This window comes from Alkalihalobacterium sp. APHAB7, from assembly GCF_048323755.1.
Lineage (GTDB): Bacteria > Bacillota > Bacilli > Bacillales > Bacillaceae_F > Alkalihalobacterium.
In genome coordinates this window covers 16,581-31,498 of record NZ_JBLWFS010000008.1, presented here as the reverse complement: position 1 = coordinate 31,498, position 14,918 = coordinate 16,581, and the positions used below count along the sequence as shown (strand labels likewise).

Here is a 14,918-nt window from a genome sequence, read left to right as displayed (position 1 = left end):
TAATGAATGAGCGAATTGAACGCTTAGCTGATCAATTACTTAAACGAAATGATGAATTATCCTATGGACAAGCCCGAAAATGGGTGGAGAATTTATGGGAAGATTTTGAAGCGACACGAGCAAAATCAGGAAGAACGTATGAGGGGCCTGAAAAAACGGAACAAATTGTGTTGCAATGGATCACTAATTATGGACCTTACTTGCATAAATATGCTTCAAAAAATGAAAAATTTAAACACTTACTTGAAGACGACAGTTTTAAAAATTAGTTTCATTAAATTGCATTAAAAGAGGTCGACTCAAGTGTCAGTAAAAGCGAGACACTTAAGAGTCAACCCTATGATTGTGTAGAGAGTTGTAGTTTTCGTTTTAACGTTTCTTCACTATATACCCAACCTGTATAGGAACTTATGATTTCAAGATTTTCATCTAACTGAACAATGGCTACAAACGGATAATGGCCTTTCGTTCGATATCTTAAATCAATAAATCGAATCTCATGTTGTCCATTGATACTTTCGACCTCCCATCGATACGTAGGAGAAAAGGATAGAAACGCAGACAGGTTTGCATCCTTTCTAGCTGCATTGATGATTGGATCATTAGGTATCGGTTCAAACGGATACTGTTCGAAGAAATTTATTTTATGATTTTTGGATTCAGCAACGTATAACATTTCTTTTGTTCTAATCACTAAATGCCATTGATTCCAACGAAATGTAGGTGAAATAAACACATGAGTTGCACTTGGATGGAGAGACTTAGCATGTGCAATAACTTTTGAACGTGCTTGAAACCTCCATATGTAATAGAAGATAAGCATGAAATAAATGGTCAAAAATGTATAACCAGGATCGAATCCATAGCGCCATAAGATGATACCGACGACATGCGCTAAGAAAATAAATGGATCAAAAATATTTATAGACCCTAGAGCAATCCACCTATGAGTCACAGGCCGCAAAGCTTGTGTACCATATGCGTTAAAAATGTCGACAAAAACATGAAGGAAAACAGCGATAAATGTCCAAAGCCATAAATGTAAATAATTCACTTCAGGAACAAGCATAGAAATTCCACCCGCGATAATAAAAGGCCATATTAATATGGCTGGCAAGGAGTGAGTGATGCCACGGTGATTACGTATATAAACGGCATTATTTCTCAATTTTAGGACGGTATCAAAATCGGGTGCTTGGGAACCGATAATTGCTGCTACCATGACAGTTTGTCTCATAACTGGGTCATTTCCTACAACAGGATCTAATGTAGCAAGCCCACCGAGAGCAATTCCCATAACTACGTGAGTTCCAGTATCCAAGTTTGAACGACCTCCTTTCGGTGAAGCTTGATTATCCAAAGAGCGGGACATTCATTGGCGGACTTCGAGCACTTGTCGTCGCCTATAGGCCGGTCCCCTTCGACATTTCAATATAGTTGCCATTTTACCTTGTTTAGGATCACGTTACACGTATCTTACAACTGCATAGCAAGTAGCGGACTCACAGGCCCTTATTTCTTTCAAAAATGCTTCTTTTCTTAATTTGGAGGACTCAGAAGCCTTTATTTACGACAATTCACGTTTTTTTAACTGATTATAGGCAAATAAGGGCTTTTCAGTCCGCAAAGCACTTCAAAAAGTTGCTTTTTGTTAAAATAAGGTCCTCAGAGTCTGCTAAAAATAAAAACAAGTAGTTAAAACTACTTTCCAAAGCTAAAGTTGCTCGACAGTTCAAAATCCACTACAGTACATACGCCATGGAGCGTTTGCATCCGCTTTTCTTACTAAAAGTCATTACTATATTTATACCCGAAATTGCACTTATTAAAAAGGGGGAACTGAGATTATGACACAATCTTTACAAATTTTTATGGAGTATAGAATAAAATCACAAATGGTTAACGAATATGAACAAGCTATGGAACATATTATTGCCGAACTTCCAAGCTTTGAAGCGTCACAAATTCAGTGGTTTGTAGCGACCGATCAGGAGCATTTGTATGTGGAAATGTTTAAAGTCCCCACTGAAGCTCATTATGTGGCGCTTAAGAAATTAAGACGAGATGAAGAGCATCATCTGTTTAGTAAAATTCATTCAATGGTTGAAGGTGGAAAAGAAAAAATTCATTGTTGGGCATTTCGTGCCAAGAAAGAAGTGTAACAACTGGAGGTTAAAGGGTTGACAGAAATACTACAAGAATTTGACATAAACGGTTTTCGAGATCAGTTAGTTCATTGGTTTGAAGAACACAAAAGAGATTTACCATGGAGAAGGACAAATGATCCGTATCGAATTTGGGTTTCAGAAGTGATGCTTCAACAAACTCGTGTCGATACGGTTATTCCTTATTATAATAACTTTGTACAAAAGTTTCCAACATTACAAGACTTAGCCTATGCGGAAGAACAAGAAATTCTGAAGGCGTGGGAAGGATTAGGCTATTATTCCCGGGTAAGAAATTTACAAACGGCTGTACGTGAGGTTGTCGAGCACTATGGTGGAAAGGTACCTGACACCAAAAAAGATATTAGTCAATTAAAAGGTGTAGGACCGTATACGGCTGGGGCTGTATTAAGTATTGCCTATCATAAACCTGAACCCGCTGTAGATGGGAATGTCATGCGAGTCATTTCAAGAGTTCTCTTAATTGAAGAGGATATTGGGAAAGCAAAAACGAGGCCTATTTTTGAAAAAGCATTAGCTAAGATGATTTCACCGGACAAGCCGTCTGAATTTAATCAAGGATTAATGGAGTTAGGAGCATTAGTTTGCACACCGAAATCTCCTGGCTGTTTGCTGTGTCCCGTTCGCGAGCATTGTCGAGCTTATCATGCCGGCAAAGAGAAAAGCCTGCCAATTAAAGAAAAGAAAACAAAAGTTACAGTAAAAAACATGGCTGCGATTGTTTTGCGAAACCAAAAAGGGGAAGTTCTCATTCAACGAAGGCCGGACTCAGGCTTATTAGCCAAGCTGTGGCAGTTTCCAAATGTAGAAGTAACCAAAAGTACAGACAGCCCACAAGAGTGTTTAGAAGAATTTTTTCGTTCGGAACTCGAAATTTCTGTTAAAATAGAAAGTGCAGTACAAAAAGTGGAACATGTTTTTTCACATCTCGTTTGGAACATTACGGTTTATGAAGGAACTCTTTTATCAGAAAATCATGTAACTAGTGAAGATACCAGATGGGTAGATGAAAATTCGATTGAAAGCTATCCATTCCCAGTTTCACATCAGAAAATAATCGAACAGCAAATAAGAAGGTGAGTGTTATGGATTTAGACCTAAGAAATAAAGTTGTATTAATCACAGGTGGTTCCAAAGGAATTGGTAAAGCAATCGCCAAAGGGTTTCTCGAAGAAGGGGCAAAAGTAGCGGTCATGGCTAGAGATGCTTCTGTTTTAAAAGAGGTAGAACAACAGTTGAAAGGTGTAGTAGGAATTTCTGCAGATTTAACGGATACAACGGAACGTGAGCAAGCGTTTCAGCAGTTTTTATCCGAATTTGGAACGATTGATGTTTTAATAAATAATGTCGGTGGAAGTAATGGTTCAACCACAACAGAAACAGACTTAGCGCTGTTTGAAGAAGCGATGCAGCTTAATTACTTTTCAGCAGTTCACTTTAGTAAACTAGCGTTACCGATTATGAAGAAACACCAATCAGGGGCTATTGTAAATATTTCATCTATATTTGGTAGGGAATCTGGTGGTAAACCGACATATAATAGTGCAAAGGCAGCGATGATCAGCTTTACGAAATCTCTTGCAGACGAAGTCATTAAAGAGGGGATTCGTGTCAACGGAGTAGCCCCAGGTTCAATCCTTCATCCAACGGGAAATTGGCAAAGACGATTAGAAGAAAACCCAGAGAAAATTGAACAGTTTATTGCGAATGAAATCCCGGCTGGACGGTTTGGTACTGTTGAAGAGGTTGCTAATACGGTACTTTTTCTTGCAAGTGAAAAAGCATCGTGGGTGGTTGGAGCTACCTTGAATGTTGATGGTGGTCAATCGAAATCGAATTTTTAAGGGGGAAATCCTATGTATTCAGACGAGCAGAAAAAAACACTGTACGATGTCATTAAACGCCGCCGGGATGTAAGAACTTTTACAAGCCAAGAAGTTCCTGAAGAAGCGATTATGAACATTATTCAGGCAGGCCATGATGGACCATCAGTCGGCTTTATGCAACCATGGAATTTTATTACCATTCAAACACAAGAAGTAAAAGAAAAGCTTGCTTGGGCAGCGAATAAGGAAAAGAGAGCCCTTGCGATTCATTATGAAGATAAAGATGAGAGACATCAAAAATTTCTCGGTTTAAAAGTACAAGGGTTAAAAGAAGCGCCGATTACAATCTGTGTAACATGTGATCCAACTCGAGGCGGTTCACACGTTCTTGGCAGAAACTCAATTCCTGAAACCGACGTAATGTCTACAGCATGCGCGATTCAAAACATGTGGCTGGCGGCTACTGTAGAAGGATTAGCCTTAGGCTGGGTCAGCTTTTACAAAAAAAACGATATAAGAGATATATTAAATATTCCACCACATGTCGATCCCGTCGCTCTTCTTTCCATTGGATATACAGATAATTATCCTGAAAAACCAATTTTAGAAGCTGAAGGTTGGGAGAAAAGACGTCAATTAGACGGACTTATTTTTGCAGAAAAATGGGGAAACAAAGTAGAATAAACGTAAATGTAACACATCAAAAAAGGGGGCAGTTACATGCTATTAGAAAAAGGAAATGAGTATCCATATTCATCACAGCGAATGGTCACATACGGCAAAAAAGGAATGGTAGCAACTTCTCAACCACTTGCTGCTCAAGCAGGCCTAGATATTTTAAAAAAAGGTGGAAATGCAATTGATGCAGCAATAGCTACAGCAGCTTGTCTGACGGTAGTGGAACCTACATCCAATGGAATTGGCGGGGATGCATTTGCTCTTGTTTGGACCAAGGGGAAATTACACGGGTTAAATGCAAACGGGCCTTCACCGAGCTCCATTTCTATCGATGCAGTTAAAGAAAAAGGACATGAAGAAATCCCGAAATTTGGCTGGATTCCAGTTACGGTCCCAGGTGTGCCGGCAGCGTGGGCAGAATTATCGGAAAAGTTCGGGAAATTATCTTTAAAAGAAGTACTTCAGCCAGCGATTGAGTATGCAGAAAACGGCTATCCGTTATCTCCAGTGTTAGCTTATTTCTGGAAAGGTGCTTATAACAGCTACAAAAAACAATTAAATGGCGATGAATTCAAACATTGGTTTGAAACGTTCGCACCAGGTGGCAAACCGCCGGAAGTAGGAGAAGTTTGGTCATCGAAAGGTCATGCTGACACATTAAGAGCCATTGCTGAAACGAATGCAAAAGATTTTTATGAAGGTGAACTCGCAGACAAGATTGATGCGTTTTCACAAGAATATGGTGGCTTTTTACGTAAGGAAGATCTACAAAACTATAAACCAGAATGGGTTGACCCTATTAGTGTGAATTACCGCGGCTACGACGTATGGGAAATTCCGCCGAGTGGTCAAGGTCTCATAGCACTTATGGCATTAAACATTGCAAAAGGGTATGAGTTTTCTCATCGCGATAGTGTGGACACATTACATAAGCAAATTGAGGCAATGAAATTAGCGTTTGTCGATGGCATGAAGTATATTACTGAACCGAAGCATATGAAAACAACTGTGGACAAGCTATTATCTGAAGAATATACAAAAGCAAGAAGAGATTTAATAGGAGACGAGGCTCTACTGCCTGAAGCAGGAGAACCACCTCGAGGCGGAACCGTATATCTAGCAACAGCCGATGAAGAAGGAAATATGGTGTCGTTCATTCAAAGTAATTACATGGGCTTTGGATCGGGTCTTGTAGTTCCAGGCACGGGAATTGGCCTGCAAAACCGTGGTCATAACTTTTCGATGGATCCAAACCACGATAACGCTCTTGCACCAAATAAAAAGACGTTCCATACCATTATCCCCGGCTTCTTAACAAAAGATAATGAAGCTGTCGGTTCGTTTGGAGTAATGGGTGGATTTATGCAACCACAAGGTCATATGCAAGTGGTTATGAATACTATCGATTTCCAATTAAACCCTCAAGCTGCATTAGATGCACCGCGTTGGCAGTGGATGAAGGACAAGACGGTATTAGTAGAGCAATCGATGCCAAGTCATTTGGTCCAAGCGTTAGCAGCAAAAGGCCATCAAGTTCAGATTGCACCTCATTCCGGCAGTTTTGGCAGAGGACAAATTATTTGGCGTGATCCTAAAACGGGTGTTTTAGCAGGTGGAACCGAGATGCGTACAGATGGGGCAATTGCTGTCTGGTAAATAGAAAGGAAATCCAACAAACATGAAATTACAGTGGGAAATATTTATAGCTTTTTTTAGAGTAGGGATATTTGGTTACGGGGGTGGACCTGCGTCCATCCCTCTCGTTCAAAAAGAGGTTGTCGAGCGATATAAATGGATGGATAATGACGAGTTTGGAGACATCCTTGCTATTGGTAATACACTTCCAGGACCGATTGCAACAAAAATGGCAGGTTATATTGGATACCGAGTAGGTGGCTATCTGGGGATGTTAAATGCTATTATGGCATCCATTGTTCCGACGATTATCTTAATGATTTTATTTTTAACGTCCTTAGCCGCATATAAAGATCAAGCGTGGGTTCAAGGAATGACACATGGGGTTCTTCCTGTTGTCGGTGTAATGATGGCTGCCTTAACTTGGCAATTTTTTGATAAAGGAAGAGAAGGGCTCGGCTGGGTAAAAACATCAGCGTTAGTTATCATTTCATTAATTATTATTGAGTTTTTAGGAATCCATCCGGGAATTATAATCGCTATTCTCCTCGCTTATGCCCTAGTTGGCGGAAAGAAAAAATCTACCGAGAAGGAGGCTGACCCATCATGATTTATGTTGAAATATTTATTGCCTTCTTTATTCCGGGGATTATCGGTTATGGCGGCGGACCAGCCTCTATTCCGCTAATTGAGCATGAAGTCGTTCATCGCTATGGGTGGATGACTGTTGACGAATTTGGGGAAGTGTTAGCATTAGGGAATGCGTTGCCAGGCCCAATTGCAACAAAGATGGCAGGCTTCGTCGGTTATGAGCAAGGAGGAGTACTCGGTGCGATTGTCGGTGTCTTTGCTACTGTAGCACCTTCACTCGTCTTAATGATTGCATTACTGAGCCTTCTATATAAATTCCGTCATTCACCAAAAGTAAAGAAAATGACGATGTTGATCCGCCCAACGATCGCTGTTTTATTAGGTGTATTAGCGTATCGTTTCTTCGCTTCTTCCTACGAAGCAACCGGAGTTTGGCAAACAGGGCTACTCATTGTGATTAGTTTATTACTTTTAGAAAAATGGAAAGTGCACCCTGCACTCGTTATTGCCGGTGCATTAGTATATGGCGCGGTGTTCTTAGGGTAAGTCAGACAGAGCTATTGTGAAGCTAATTGCTTTCAAATGGTGTATTTTATTAAAATAAGGGCTTTTGAGTCTGTAAAATTATCAATACGTAGTGATAAATTATTTGATACTGAAATAGAAAAACACATGTAATTTCTTGTTCGAAATTACATGTGTTTTTACTTGTGATTGAATGGTTTGTATCGCTGAAGTACCCTATAGAAAAAAGGTTTACCCTAGTATTAGGCCTAAAGCGATTAAACTCGCTATTCCTCGTTTTCCATTAAATGAATTTCTTCTAATGCTTGTTTGGTCTGAGGTGTACCGAGTTCGTATATCGTTCGATAAACTTGATTAAGTCCACGCTGTGTCTCTCTGCGGTCTGCTTCGGTAAACTCTTCATTAAAGTGTTTAAATGTAAAAAGGTCAGCGGCTTCAAGATCATGAGCTTGGACTTCTTGTAACAACTTTTGAAGTTCGCGGTATTGCTCGTCTGTCGCTTCAATTTCATATTCAATCATCTGACCGTCATGGACGGGTGTACGACTGATGTTGTCCATACTAATCGGGTTTAAATTGACGTAATAAATGTCTTTTCCCATGAAAAAGACTCCCCCTTTACTCATTTAGAAAGATAAGAAAACTCGAAGATGTCTAGCTCCAGGCGCCATCGGCTCGAGGTCGCTTCGGTCCACCAAACGTGTCTAAAAAGCAAGACACTTATTGTTGGCCTCCAGCGCTTGTCGCCGATAAGCAGGCGCCTTGCGCTTTTCTTGTTAGCTTTTGCAAGAGGGAGTGTTTATAAACATTTTAAAACTTAATTAGAATATTTCCGCTAAAACTTTTACTTTCGATTGCTTCATGAGCTTTGGCGGCATCTTTAAAGTCGAACGCTTTACCAATATGAGTTGATAACTTTTTTTGAGCAAAAAGCCTAGAGATTTCTTCACCTGCATTTTTTAATTCATGTGGTGGAGCCTTAAATAATAGTACACCTATTAACGAGGCATTTTTCATATTTAAATAGCGCCACGGTAATGTCGGTGTATTGTTTTTCGGTGAACCAATCGTAACAATCCGGCCTCCGTTTGCTAAGGCTTCAAAATTAGTCTCCATGTTCTCACTTAATGAAACATCCAAAATGACGGGAACGCCTTCGTTGTTCGTCCAAGCATTCACCTCATCGACTAAATTTGTTTCATTATAGAGCACCACTTTATCAGCACCCGCATTACTCGCAATGGTTGCTTTTTCAGCAGAACTTGCGGTTGCAATCACTTTAGCCCCGTGTTGTTTGGCAAGCTGAACAGCAGCATTTCCAACCGCGCCAGCAGCCCCGTAAATGAGTACAGTCTCGCCGGCACTTAATTTTGCCCTGTTAAACAATGATAAATAGGCAGTTACAAAAGCCATGGATAAAGCAGCACCGTCTTCTTCACTGAGATGACTTGCAAGTGGAAATACCTTATCTTCTGGTACCGAGACAAATTCTGCTGCTGTTCCTTTAATGTTTGTGCCCCAAACACGGTCACCGACCTTCCACTTGGTGACATTCTTTCCGACTTCAACGATCGTACCACCTAAATCAAAATGGGGGATATACGGAAATTGTTCAACGGGACGGACACCCGATCGAAAATATGTATCAACTGGATTCACGCCGCTCGCGCCTACTTTCACTAACACTTCATCTGGTTGTAGCGACGGCTTATCGATCTCGATGATTTCAAGAACTTCGGGTCCGCCATGTTTTTGATAAGCAACTGCTTTCATTTTTATGACCTCCTATAAAATAGCCTTTATCCGATGGGCTGCTTCCTTTAATTTTTCTTCATTTTGAACTAAAGCAATCCGTACGTAACCTTCACCGCTGTTACCAAATGCATTACCAGGTGTCACGACAACACCAGCATCTAATGCAGCAAGTGCAAACGACATCGAAGAATAGTGAGAAGGGACCTTGGCCCACACAAACATACCGCCATCAGGTTGCCTCACATTCCAACCTATTTCTTGGAGCGCCTGAACAAAAACATTTCGGCGACGTTCATAGGTTTGACAATGCTGCTCTAGAAAAGTAAAGTCTCCTGTTAAAGCTTCAACTGCTGCCTGTTGGACGGGCAAAAATACGCCATAGTCTAAGTGTGATTTTAACACAGCGAGTGGTTGAAGAAAGTGTGGATCACCAATTACGTAACCAATTCTTGCCCCAGCCATATTAAAACTTTTCGATAAGGAATTAAACTCAATGGCTGTTTTTTCAGCACCTGGGATTGAGAAAATACTTAATGGTTCTCTTCCATCAAATAGAAGTTCAGAGTAAGCAAAATCATGCAGGATTAATATATTATGATCCATACCAAATTGAATTAATTCTTCAAAATCGCTTTTATCTGCTAAGGCAGCCGTTGGGTTCCCAGGATAGTTTGCAATCATTAGTTTAGCGCGTTCTTTAATATCATCTGGGATCACATCCAAGTCAGGCATAAACTGATTTTCTTCCGTTAATGAAACATAATAAAGTTCAGCTCCAGCAATATGTGCACAAGCTGAATAAATCGGGTACCCAGGGTCAGGAACAATAATAACATCTCCTTCATCTAAGTAGGCTAAAGCGATATGAGCTAAACCATCTTGTGAGCCCATGAGTTGCAGGACACTTGGCGGTTGAATTTCAACGCCGTATCTTTCTTTGTAAAAATAAACGACAGCTTCATTAAATGCTTGTGTACTATTGATAGCATATTGATAAGAATGGTCACGAAGTACTTCTTCAGCAAATATTTTTCGAACGTGTTGTGGCGGTGGTTGATCGGGACTGCCGATACTTAAATCAATCATATCTATTCCTTGACTCAGTTTTTCTCTTTTTCGTCCAGCCATTTCAGAAAAAACACTCGTAGTTAAATGTTCTAATCTCCGTGAAGGGTTGATCATTATATTATCCTCCAATTCATTCCTTTACAGAATATTCTAACGGAAATTAAAAGCTTTGCCTATTTATACGGCTGAATTGAATTTAAATTTTTTAACTTCTTTTGAGTGGTGAGCCAGGGGGAGGATCATTAAGAAAGAGGACACAGTTTTTGCAGCTGTGTCCTCTTTCATTACGGGAGCAGATGAATTACTTCACAATTAGTCATAATGAATTTGACTGCCATGCTCATAGTCTGCTTCTTGTTTAAAGCCACCTCTATGTTCTATTTCTTTTATGATTTCACGATGAATGGTAACGCCTTCTGAATTTAAATATGGAGTCATTTGCTGTAAGCCTTTATGAAAATAAGCCAACTCCTTATCAGACCAATCTTTTTTAGACATCATTGAGAGTTCAGTCATGTCGCGTCCTACGTACATACAGAGTGTCCCCCTTATCTAATAATACTCATAGTGTTTGTGTGAAGCACTTGTCCTATGCTTGACAATGGCAAGAATAGTTGATGGGGAAACTACATCTTTTTGTAAAAAAAATTTCGGGAAAATTTTTGGATAAAGTGATGGACTTCAGGACAAATTAATTTCTGTGGAGGTGAGACTCATGAATAACAACCAACAAAACCAAGCATCTAAAACTAACGCTCAACAAGTGAGACAGCAAAACGCTGCTTCTGCTCAAGGGCAAAGCTACAACACTGAATTTGCTAGTGAAACTGATGCACAAGAAGTACGTCAGCAAAACCAGCAATCAGCACAACGTAAGCAACAAGCTTCTTCAAACCAACAAGGTCAATAATTATTATTGACGAAAGGCACTTTCTGAGAGACGTTCAGAAAGTGCTTTTTTACGTGGGGAGCGGGTGACAATAATAGGAGCATTACAGTCATTTAGAAGATCATCCCCTCAAATGAACGAGAGTGGACTAAAGTAAATGATTACTATTATCTGTAATATTTAAGTTACACACAGATATTTAGGTCAACTATCTTACATTAAATAGAATTTAAAGTGTTTAAATAATAACTTAGAGTAAAATAATACCATTAATTGGAGAGAACTGACTTTAAGTCACCACTTAGGAATACTTTTTGCCATTATAAGTAAAATTCGTTATCTAATGGTTGGTACAAAGCTCTCTTTCTACATAATAAAGTGGTTCCTTACGTTTCAACCTGAACACTTTCCACCTCGGCTCATTTGAGTCATGCTCATTGGTGTAAGTGTAATTTCTTCAAACTGAATCCGTAAATAATTGGGTTATTCATTTTAAAATAAATTTTAAAAATGTATAATAATATAGAGAAAACTTTTTGTGGCGTAAGCAGTGAACCGTTTTATATTTTTTCTTATCGGAAGGAGAACCGTTATGTTCTGGAAGAAGAACCGAAAAAAGGAGGAAGAAGAAAGAAATCAACAAGAGATTGATGTTTCAATTGACGAAGTAAGACAGGCAATCAAGCAATGTGCAAGTGATATGCCAATGGGGATTTCGTTACGGTCGTTCGTTAACGATGATCATTCCATTAACTTTAAATTACTAAAAGGTATTCTAAAAGGTATACCTAAGCAAAAATTTTACATGTCAAAAGAGACGTTTGAAGTATTTGAAGACGCTGAAAAGGCAAGAACAATTGATAAAGTACAAATTGGTGTCGATCAATATATAAGTGAAAAAAATGAGATCCCAGTTATGCCGGGAGATCCAACATTTCGAATTAGTTACTTTCTAATTAAGGAATATATACATCATGAGCAGCCCGACTACCCGTTATATATCGATCCTAATGACCATTTAGTTACACACCGGCGTCCAAATCAGTAAGCGAGAAAGGAGCAATTCATGGATTTTCCCAAGACTGGAAGTGTTATTCAAGTCCAGAGCTATAAACATAATGGCTTCATTCATCGCGTCTGGGAAGAAACCGTGGTACTAAAAGGGACGTCAAAAGTAGTAATTGGTGGTAATGACCGTATATTAGTGAAGGAAGCAGATGGTCGCCAATGGCGGACACGTGAGCCGGCTATATGTTATTTTGATGCAAATCATTGGTTTAATACAATTGGTATGATCAGATCGGACGGGATTTACTATTACTGCAATTTAGGCTCCCCTTTTACATGGGATGAAGAAGCGTTAAAGTATATTGATTATGATTTAGATATTAAAGTTTTTCCTGATATGACTTATAAGCTTTTAGATGAAGATGAATATGAAGTTCATCGAAAGCAAATGAAATATCCTGATCAACTCGATCATATTTTAGAACGAAATGTAGAAGAACTCATTTCTTGGATCCACCAACGTAAGGGGCCATTTGCACCTCAATTCGTTGAAATGTGGTACGAGCGCTTTTTACAATATCGACTATAGAGGCTGACTCATAAGTATCTGTTCTCCTCATATTTTGATATATAGGGTGTCCCATAAAAGGGTAACACTCTGTACATCTTAATAAGGTGACAGATACTTGTTATTGAGTCTGCCTTTTTTTATAAGACTGTTTTCGTAAACTGTTGCTATTGGATTTGCAGGATTGAAATAGTGGAATTAGAGGCCGTTATTTCGGTCAAAATCCGTTCATTGATTAAATTAAAGGACTGAGAAGCACGTAATACATATTATTGATATGGGGGGATCGATCTGACCTCTATTAGAAGATATTTACAATTTGTAAAGCCGTATTGGAAGATCGTTGCAGTCGCTGTTTGTATCGGTATTTTTAAATTTGGGATTCCGCTATTAACACCGCTAATTGTGAAGTATGTTATTGATGACATCGTATTAGCGGAAACATTATTACAAGATGAAAAAATCACAAAATTACTTTGGTTAATGGGCATTATGTTTTTTGTTTTCGTAGTTGTGCGGCCGCCGATTGAGTATTATCGACAATACTATGCGCAATGGATTGGAAGTAAAGTATTATATGATATCCGAAAAAAGCTGTTTTCACATATCCAAAAACTAAGTCTCCGTTACTATTCGAACCGAAAAGTCGGGGAAATTATCTCGAGAGTCATTCACGATGTCGAGCAAACGAAAAACTTCGTCATCACAGGCTTGATGAATATTTGGCTCGATTTATTTACAATATTAATAGCACTGGCGATTATGTTCTCAATGAACGCTTGGTTAACTTTAGTTGCGATTTGCATGTTCCCATTCTATGGATTTTCTATAAAATTCTTTTATTCTAGATTGCGTCACTTAACAAGAGTCCGATCTCAAGCACTGGCAGAAGTTCAGGGTCACCTTCATGAGAGAATTCAAGGCATGAATGTAATTAAAAGCTTTGCTTTAGAAAATTACGAAAAAGAGCAATTTGCAAATCGAAATGGACATTTTCTAGAGAGAGCGCTTGACCAAACTCGCTGGAATGCAAAGACATTTGCGGTGGTTAACACGATAACGGATGTAGCTCCACTTCTTGTCATTCTTGTTTCAGGATATTTTGTCATTACAGGACGGGTAGAAATTGGGGCAATGGTGGCTTTTGTAATGTACATGGAGCGTCTGTACAATCCGCTTAGAAGGCTTGTTAATTCTTCGACAACTTTAACTCAGTCGATTGCTTCAATGGATCGTGTATTTGAATTTTTGGATGAAAAGTACGACATTGTAGACCTTGAAAATGCTAAACCTTTAACGTATGTAAAAGGTGATATTTCTTTTAAGAATGTGACATTCCGTTACGATGAAGACAGTTTAACGGTTATAAAAGATTTTAATTTAGAAGTAAAAGCTGGAGAAACGATCGCCTTCGTTGGAATGAGTGGCGGAGGGAAAAGTACAATCATTAGTTTAATACCAAGATTTTATGATGTGACAGAGGGTTGTATTGAAATTGACGGATACGATATTCGAAATTACGAAGTTCAAAGTATTCGAGATAAAATTGGCATGGTGTTGCAGGATAATATCCTTTTTAGTGACACAATTAAGATGAATATTTTGATGGGGAATCCTAGTGCTTCCGACGATGAAGTCATCGCTGCAGCTATGGCCGCTAATGCCCATGATTTTATTATGAATTTACCTAATGGATACGAAACTGAAGTAGGTGAACGGGGAGTTAAGCTGTCAGGCGGTCAAAAACAACGGATTGCAATTGCGAGAGTTTTCCTAAAAAATCCTCCCATCTTAATCTTCGATGAAGCTACATCCGCACTCGACTTAGAAAGTGAACACTACATTCAAGAAGCCCTAGAAATTTTAGCGAAAAACCGAACGACCTTTATTGTTGCTCATCGCCTGTCGACGATTACTCATGCTGACCGAATTGTCGTTGTAGAAGACGGAGGAATTGCTGAAATTGGTACACATGATGAGCTGATGAAAAAGAATGGCAGTTACAAAAGGCTTTTTGAAGTGCAGCAGTTGAACTAATAAGAAAACGCAGCCGGTTTAATGATAATTGGAACTCAAGCTGAAAGAGGAGTTTTATTCAAGAAAGCTGTTGTCGTATACTTTTGTTGTTGTTGAAATCAAGGAAAGTGTCCTTCACAAAGCGGATGAAGGACAAAACAGAGCTGAAAAGC

The 14,918-nt window shown here is 39.1% G+C and carries 17 protein-coding genes; 12 read left to right on the top strand and 5 right to left on the bottom strand.

What is annotated here, in order from left to right; translation table 11 throughout:
* Positions 1–2: 2 nt before the first annotated feature.
* Positions 3–269, top strand: coding sequence for a YfhJ family protein (locus ACNSTQ_RS10105; RefSeq protein WP_418199718.1), 267 nt, complete (start codon positions 3–5; stop codon positions 267–269).
* Positions 270–337: 68 nt separating this feature from the next.
* On the opposite strand, the gene ACNSTQ_RS10100 is transcribed toward ACNSTQ_RS10105, so the two are convergent.
* On the bottom strand, positions 338–1,321 hold the full coding sequence (locus tag ACNSTQ_RS10100; protein WP_418199717.1) for a metal-dependent hydrolase: 984 nt from the start codon (positions 1,319–1,321) through the stop codon (positions 338–340).
* 526 nt (positions 1,322–1,847) lie between these two features.
* Between ACNSTQ_RS10100 and ACNSTQ_RS10095 the strand changes: the two genes are divergently transcribed.
* Genes ACNSTQ_RS10095 through ACNSTQ_RS10065 form a run of 7 tightly spaced genes read left to right on the top strand, consistent with a single transcriptional unit; the run spans position 1,848 to position 7,462 of the window.
* Positions 1,848–2,162: a hypothetical protein gene (locus ACNSTQ_RS10095; protein WP_418199716.1), complete on the top strand. Its 315-nt coding sequence runs from the start codon at positions 1,848–1,850 to the stop codon at positions 2,160–2,162.
* Between the two features lie 18 nt (positions 2,163–2,180).
* Complete coding sequence (gene mutY / locus ACNSTQ_RS10090; protein ID WP_418199715.1) at positions 2,181–3,266, top strand: A/G-specific adenine glycosylase; 1,086 nt, start codon at positions 2,181–2,183, stop codon at positions 3,264–3,266.
* A 5-nt stretch (positions 3,267–3,271) separates the two neighbouring features.
* Positions 3,272–4,030: an SDR family NAD(P)-dependent oxidoreductase gene (locus tag ACNSTQ_RS10085; RefSeq protein ID WP_418199714.1), complete on the top strand. Its 759-nt coding sequence runs from the start codon at positions 3,272–3,274 to the stop codon at positions 4,028–4,030.
* Positions 4,031–4,042: 12 nt separating this feature from the next.
* Complete coding sequence (gene bluB, locus ACNSTQ_RS10080; RefSeq protein ID WP_418199713.1) at positions 4,043–4,696, top strand: 5,6-dimethylbenzimidazole synthase; 654 nt, start codon at positions 4,043–4,045, stop codon at positions 4,694–4,696.
* A 36-nt stretch (positions 4,697–4,732) separates the two neighbouring features.
* On the top strand, positions 4,733–6,346 hold the full coding sequence (locus tag ACNSTQ_RS10075; RefSeq protein ID WP_418199712.1) for a gamma-glutamyltransferase family protein: 1,614 nt from the start codon (positions 4,733–4,735) through the stop codon (positions 6,344–6,346).
* A 22-nt stretch (positions 6,347–6,368) separates the two neighbouring features.
* The gene (locus ACNSTQ_RS10070; RefSeq protein WP_418199711.1) at positions 6,369–6,935 is read left to right on the top strand and encodes a chromate transporter; all 567 of its coding nucleotides are present in this window, start codon (positions 6,369–6,371) and stop codon (positions 6,933–6,935) included.
* Positions 6,932–7,462 (top strand): chromate transporter, encoded by a 531-nt coding sequence (locus tag ACNSTQ_RS10065; protein WP_275119468.1) that lies wholly within the window; start codon positions 6,932–6,934, stop codon positions 7,460–7,462. Before ACNSTQ_RS10070 ends, ACNSTQ_RS10065 begins: the two co-directional genes overlap by 4 nt.
* 245 nt (positions 7,463–7,707) lie before the next feature.
* Here the strand turns inward: ACNSTQ_RS10065 and ACNSTQ_RS10060 are convergent, their stop codons facing one another.
* From ACNSTQ_RS10060 to ACNSTQ_RS10045, 4 genes are all read right to left on the bottom strand, one after another.
* Positions 7,708–8,043 (bottom strand): hypothetical protein, encoded by a 336-nt coding sequence (locus tag ACNSTQ_RS10060; RefSeq protein WP_418199710.1) that lies wholly within the window; start codon positions 8,041–8,043, stop codon positions 7,708–7,710.
* A gap of 208 nt (positions 8,044–8,251) precedes the next feature.
* Positions 8,252–9,214: an NADPH:quinone reductase gene (locus ACNSTQ_RS10055; RefSeq protein WP_418199709.1), complete on the bottom strand. Its 963-nt coding sequence runs from the start codon at positions 9,212–9,214 to the stop codon at positions 8,252–8,254.
* Between the two features lie 12 nt (positions 9,215–9,226).
* Positions 9,227–10,378, bottom strand: coding sequence for an LL-diaminopimelate aminotransferase (locus tag ACNSTQ_RS10050; protein WP_418199708.1), 1,152 nt, complete (start codon positions 10,376–10,378; stop codon positions 9,227–9,229).
* A 198-nt stretch (positions 10,379–10,576) separates the two neighbouring features.
* Entirely contained in the window at positions 10,577–10,798 is a 222-nt protein-coding gene (locus ACNSTQ_RS10045; RefSeq protein ID WP_418199707.1) for a cytosolic protein, read from the bottom strand.
* A 181-nt stretch (positions 10,799–10,979) separates the two neighbouring features.
* Between ACNSTQ_RS10045 and ACNSTQ_RS10040 the strand changes: the two genes are divergently transcribed.
* The 4 genes from ACNSTQ_RS10040 (at position 10,980) to ACNSTQ_RS10025 (ending at position 14,766) form a co-directional block, all read left to right on the top strand.
* Positions 10,980–11,174 carry a gamma-type small acid-soluble spore protein gene (locus tag ACNSTQ_RS10040; protein ID WP_418199706.1) on the top strand — a complete coding sequence of 65 codons (195 nt, stop codon included), beginning with the start codon at positions 10,980–10,982 and terminating at the stop codon, positions 11,172–11,174.
* A 571-nt stretch (positions 11,175–11,745) separates the two neighbouring features.
* The gene (locus ACNSTQ_RS10035; protein WP_418199705.1) at positions 11,746–12,201 is read left to right on the top strand and encodes a DUF3939 domain-containing protein; all 456 of its coding nucleotides are present in this window, start codon (positions 11,746–11,748) and stop codon (positions 12,199–12,201) included.
* Between the two features lie 18 nt (positions 12,202–12,219).
* Positions 12,220–12,750, top strand: coding sequence for a DUF402 domain-containing protein (locus ACNSTQ_RS10030; protein WP_418199704.1), 531 nt, complete (start codon positions 12,220–12,222; stop codon positions 12,748–12,750).
* Positions 12,751–13,020: 270 nt separating this feature from the next.
* Positions 13,021–14,766 (top strand): ABC transporter ATP-binding protein, encoded by a 1,746-nt coding sequence (locus tag ACNSTQ_RS10025; RefSeq protein ID WP_418199831.1) that lies wholly within the window; start codon positions 13,021–13,023, stop codon positions 14,764–14,766.
* Positions 14,767–14,918: the final 152 nt, after the last annotated feature.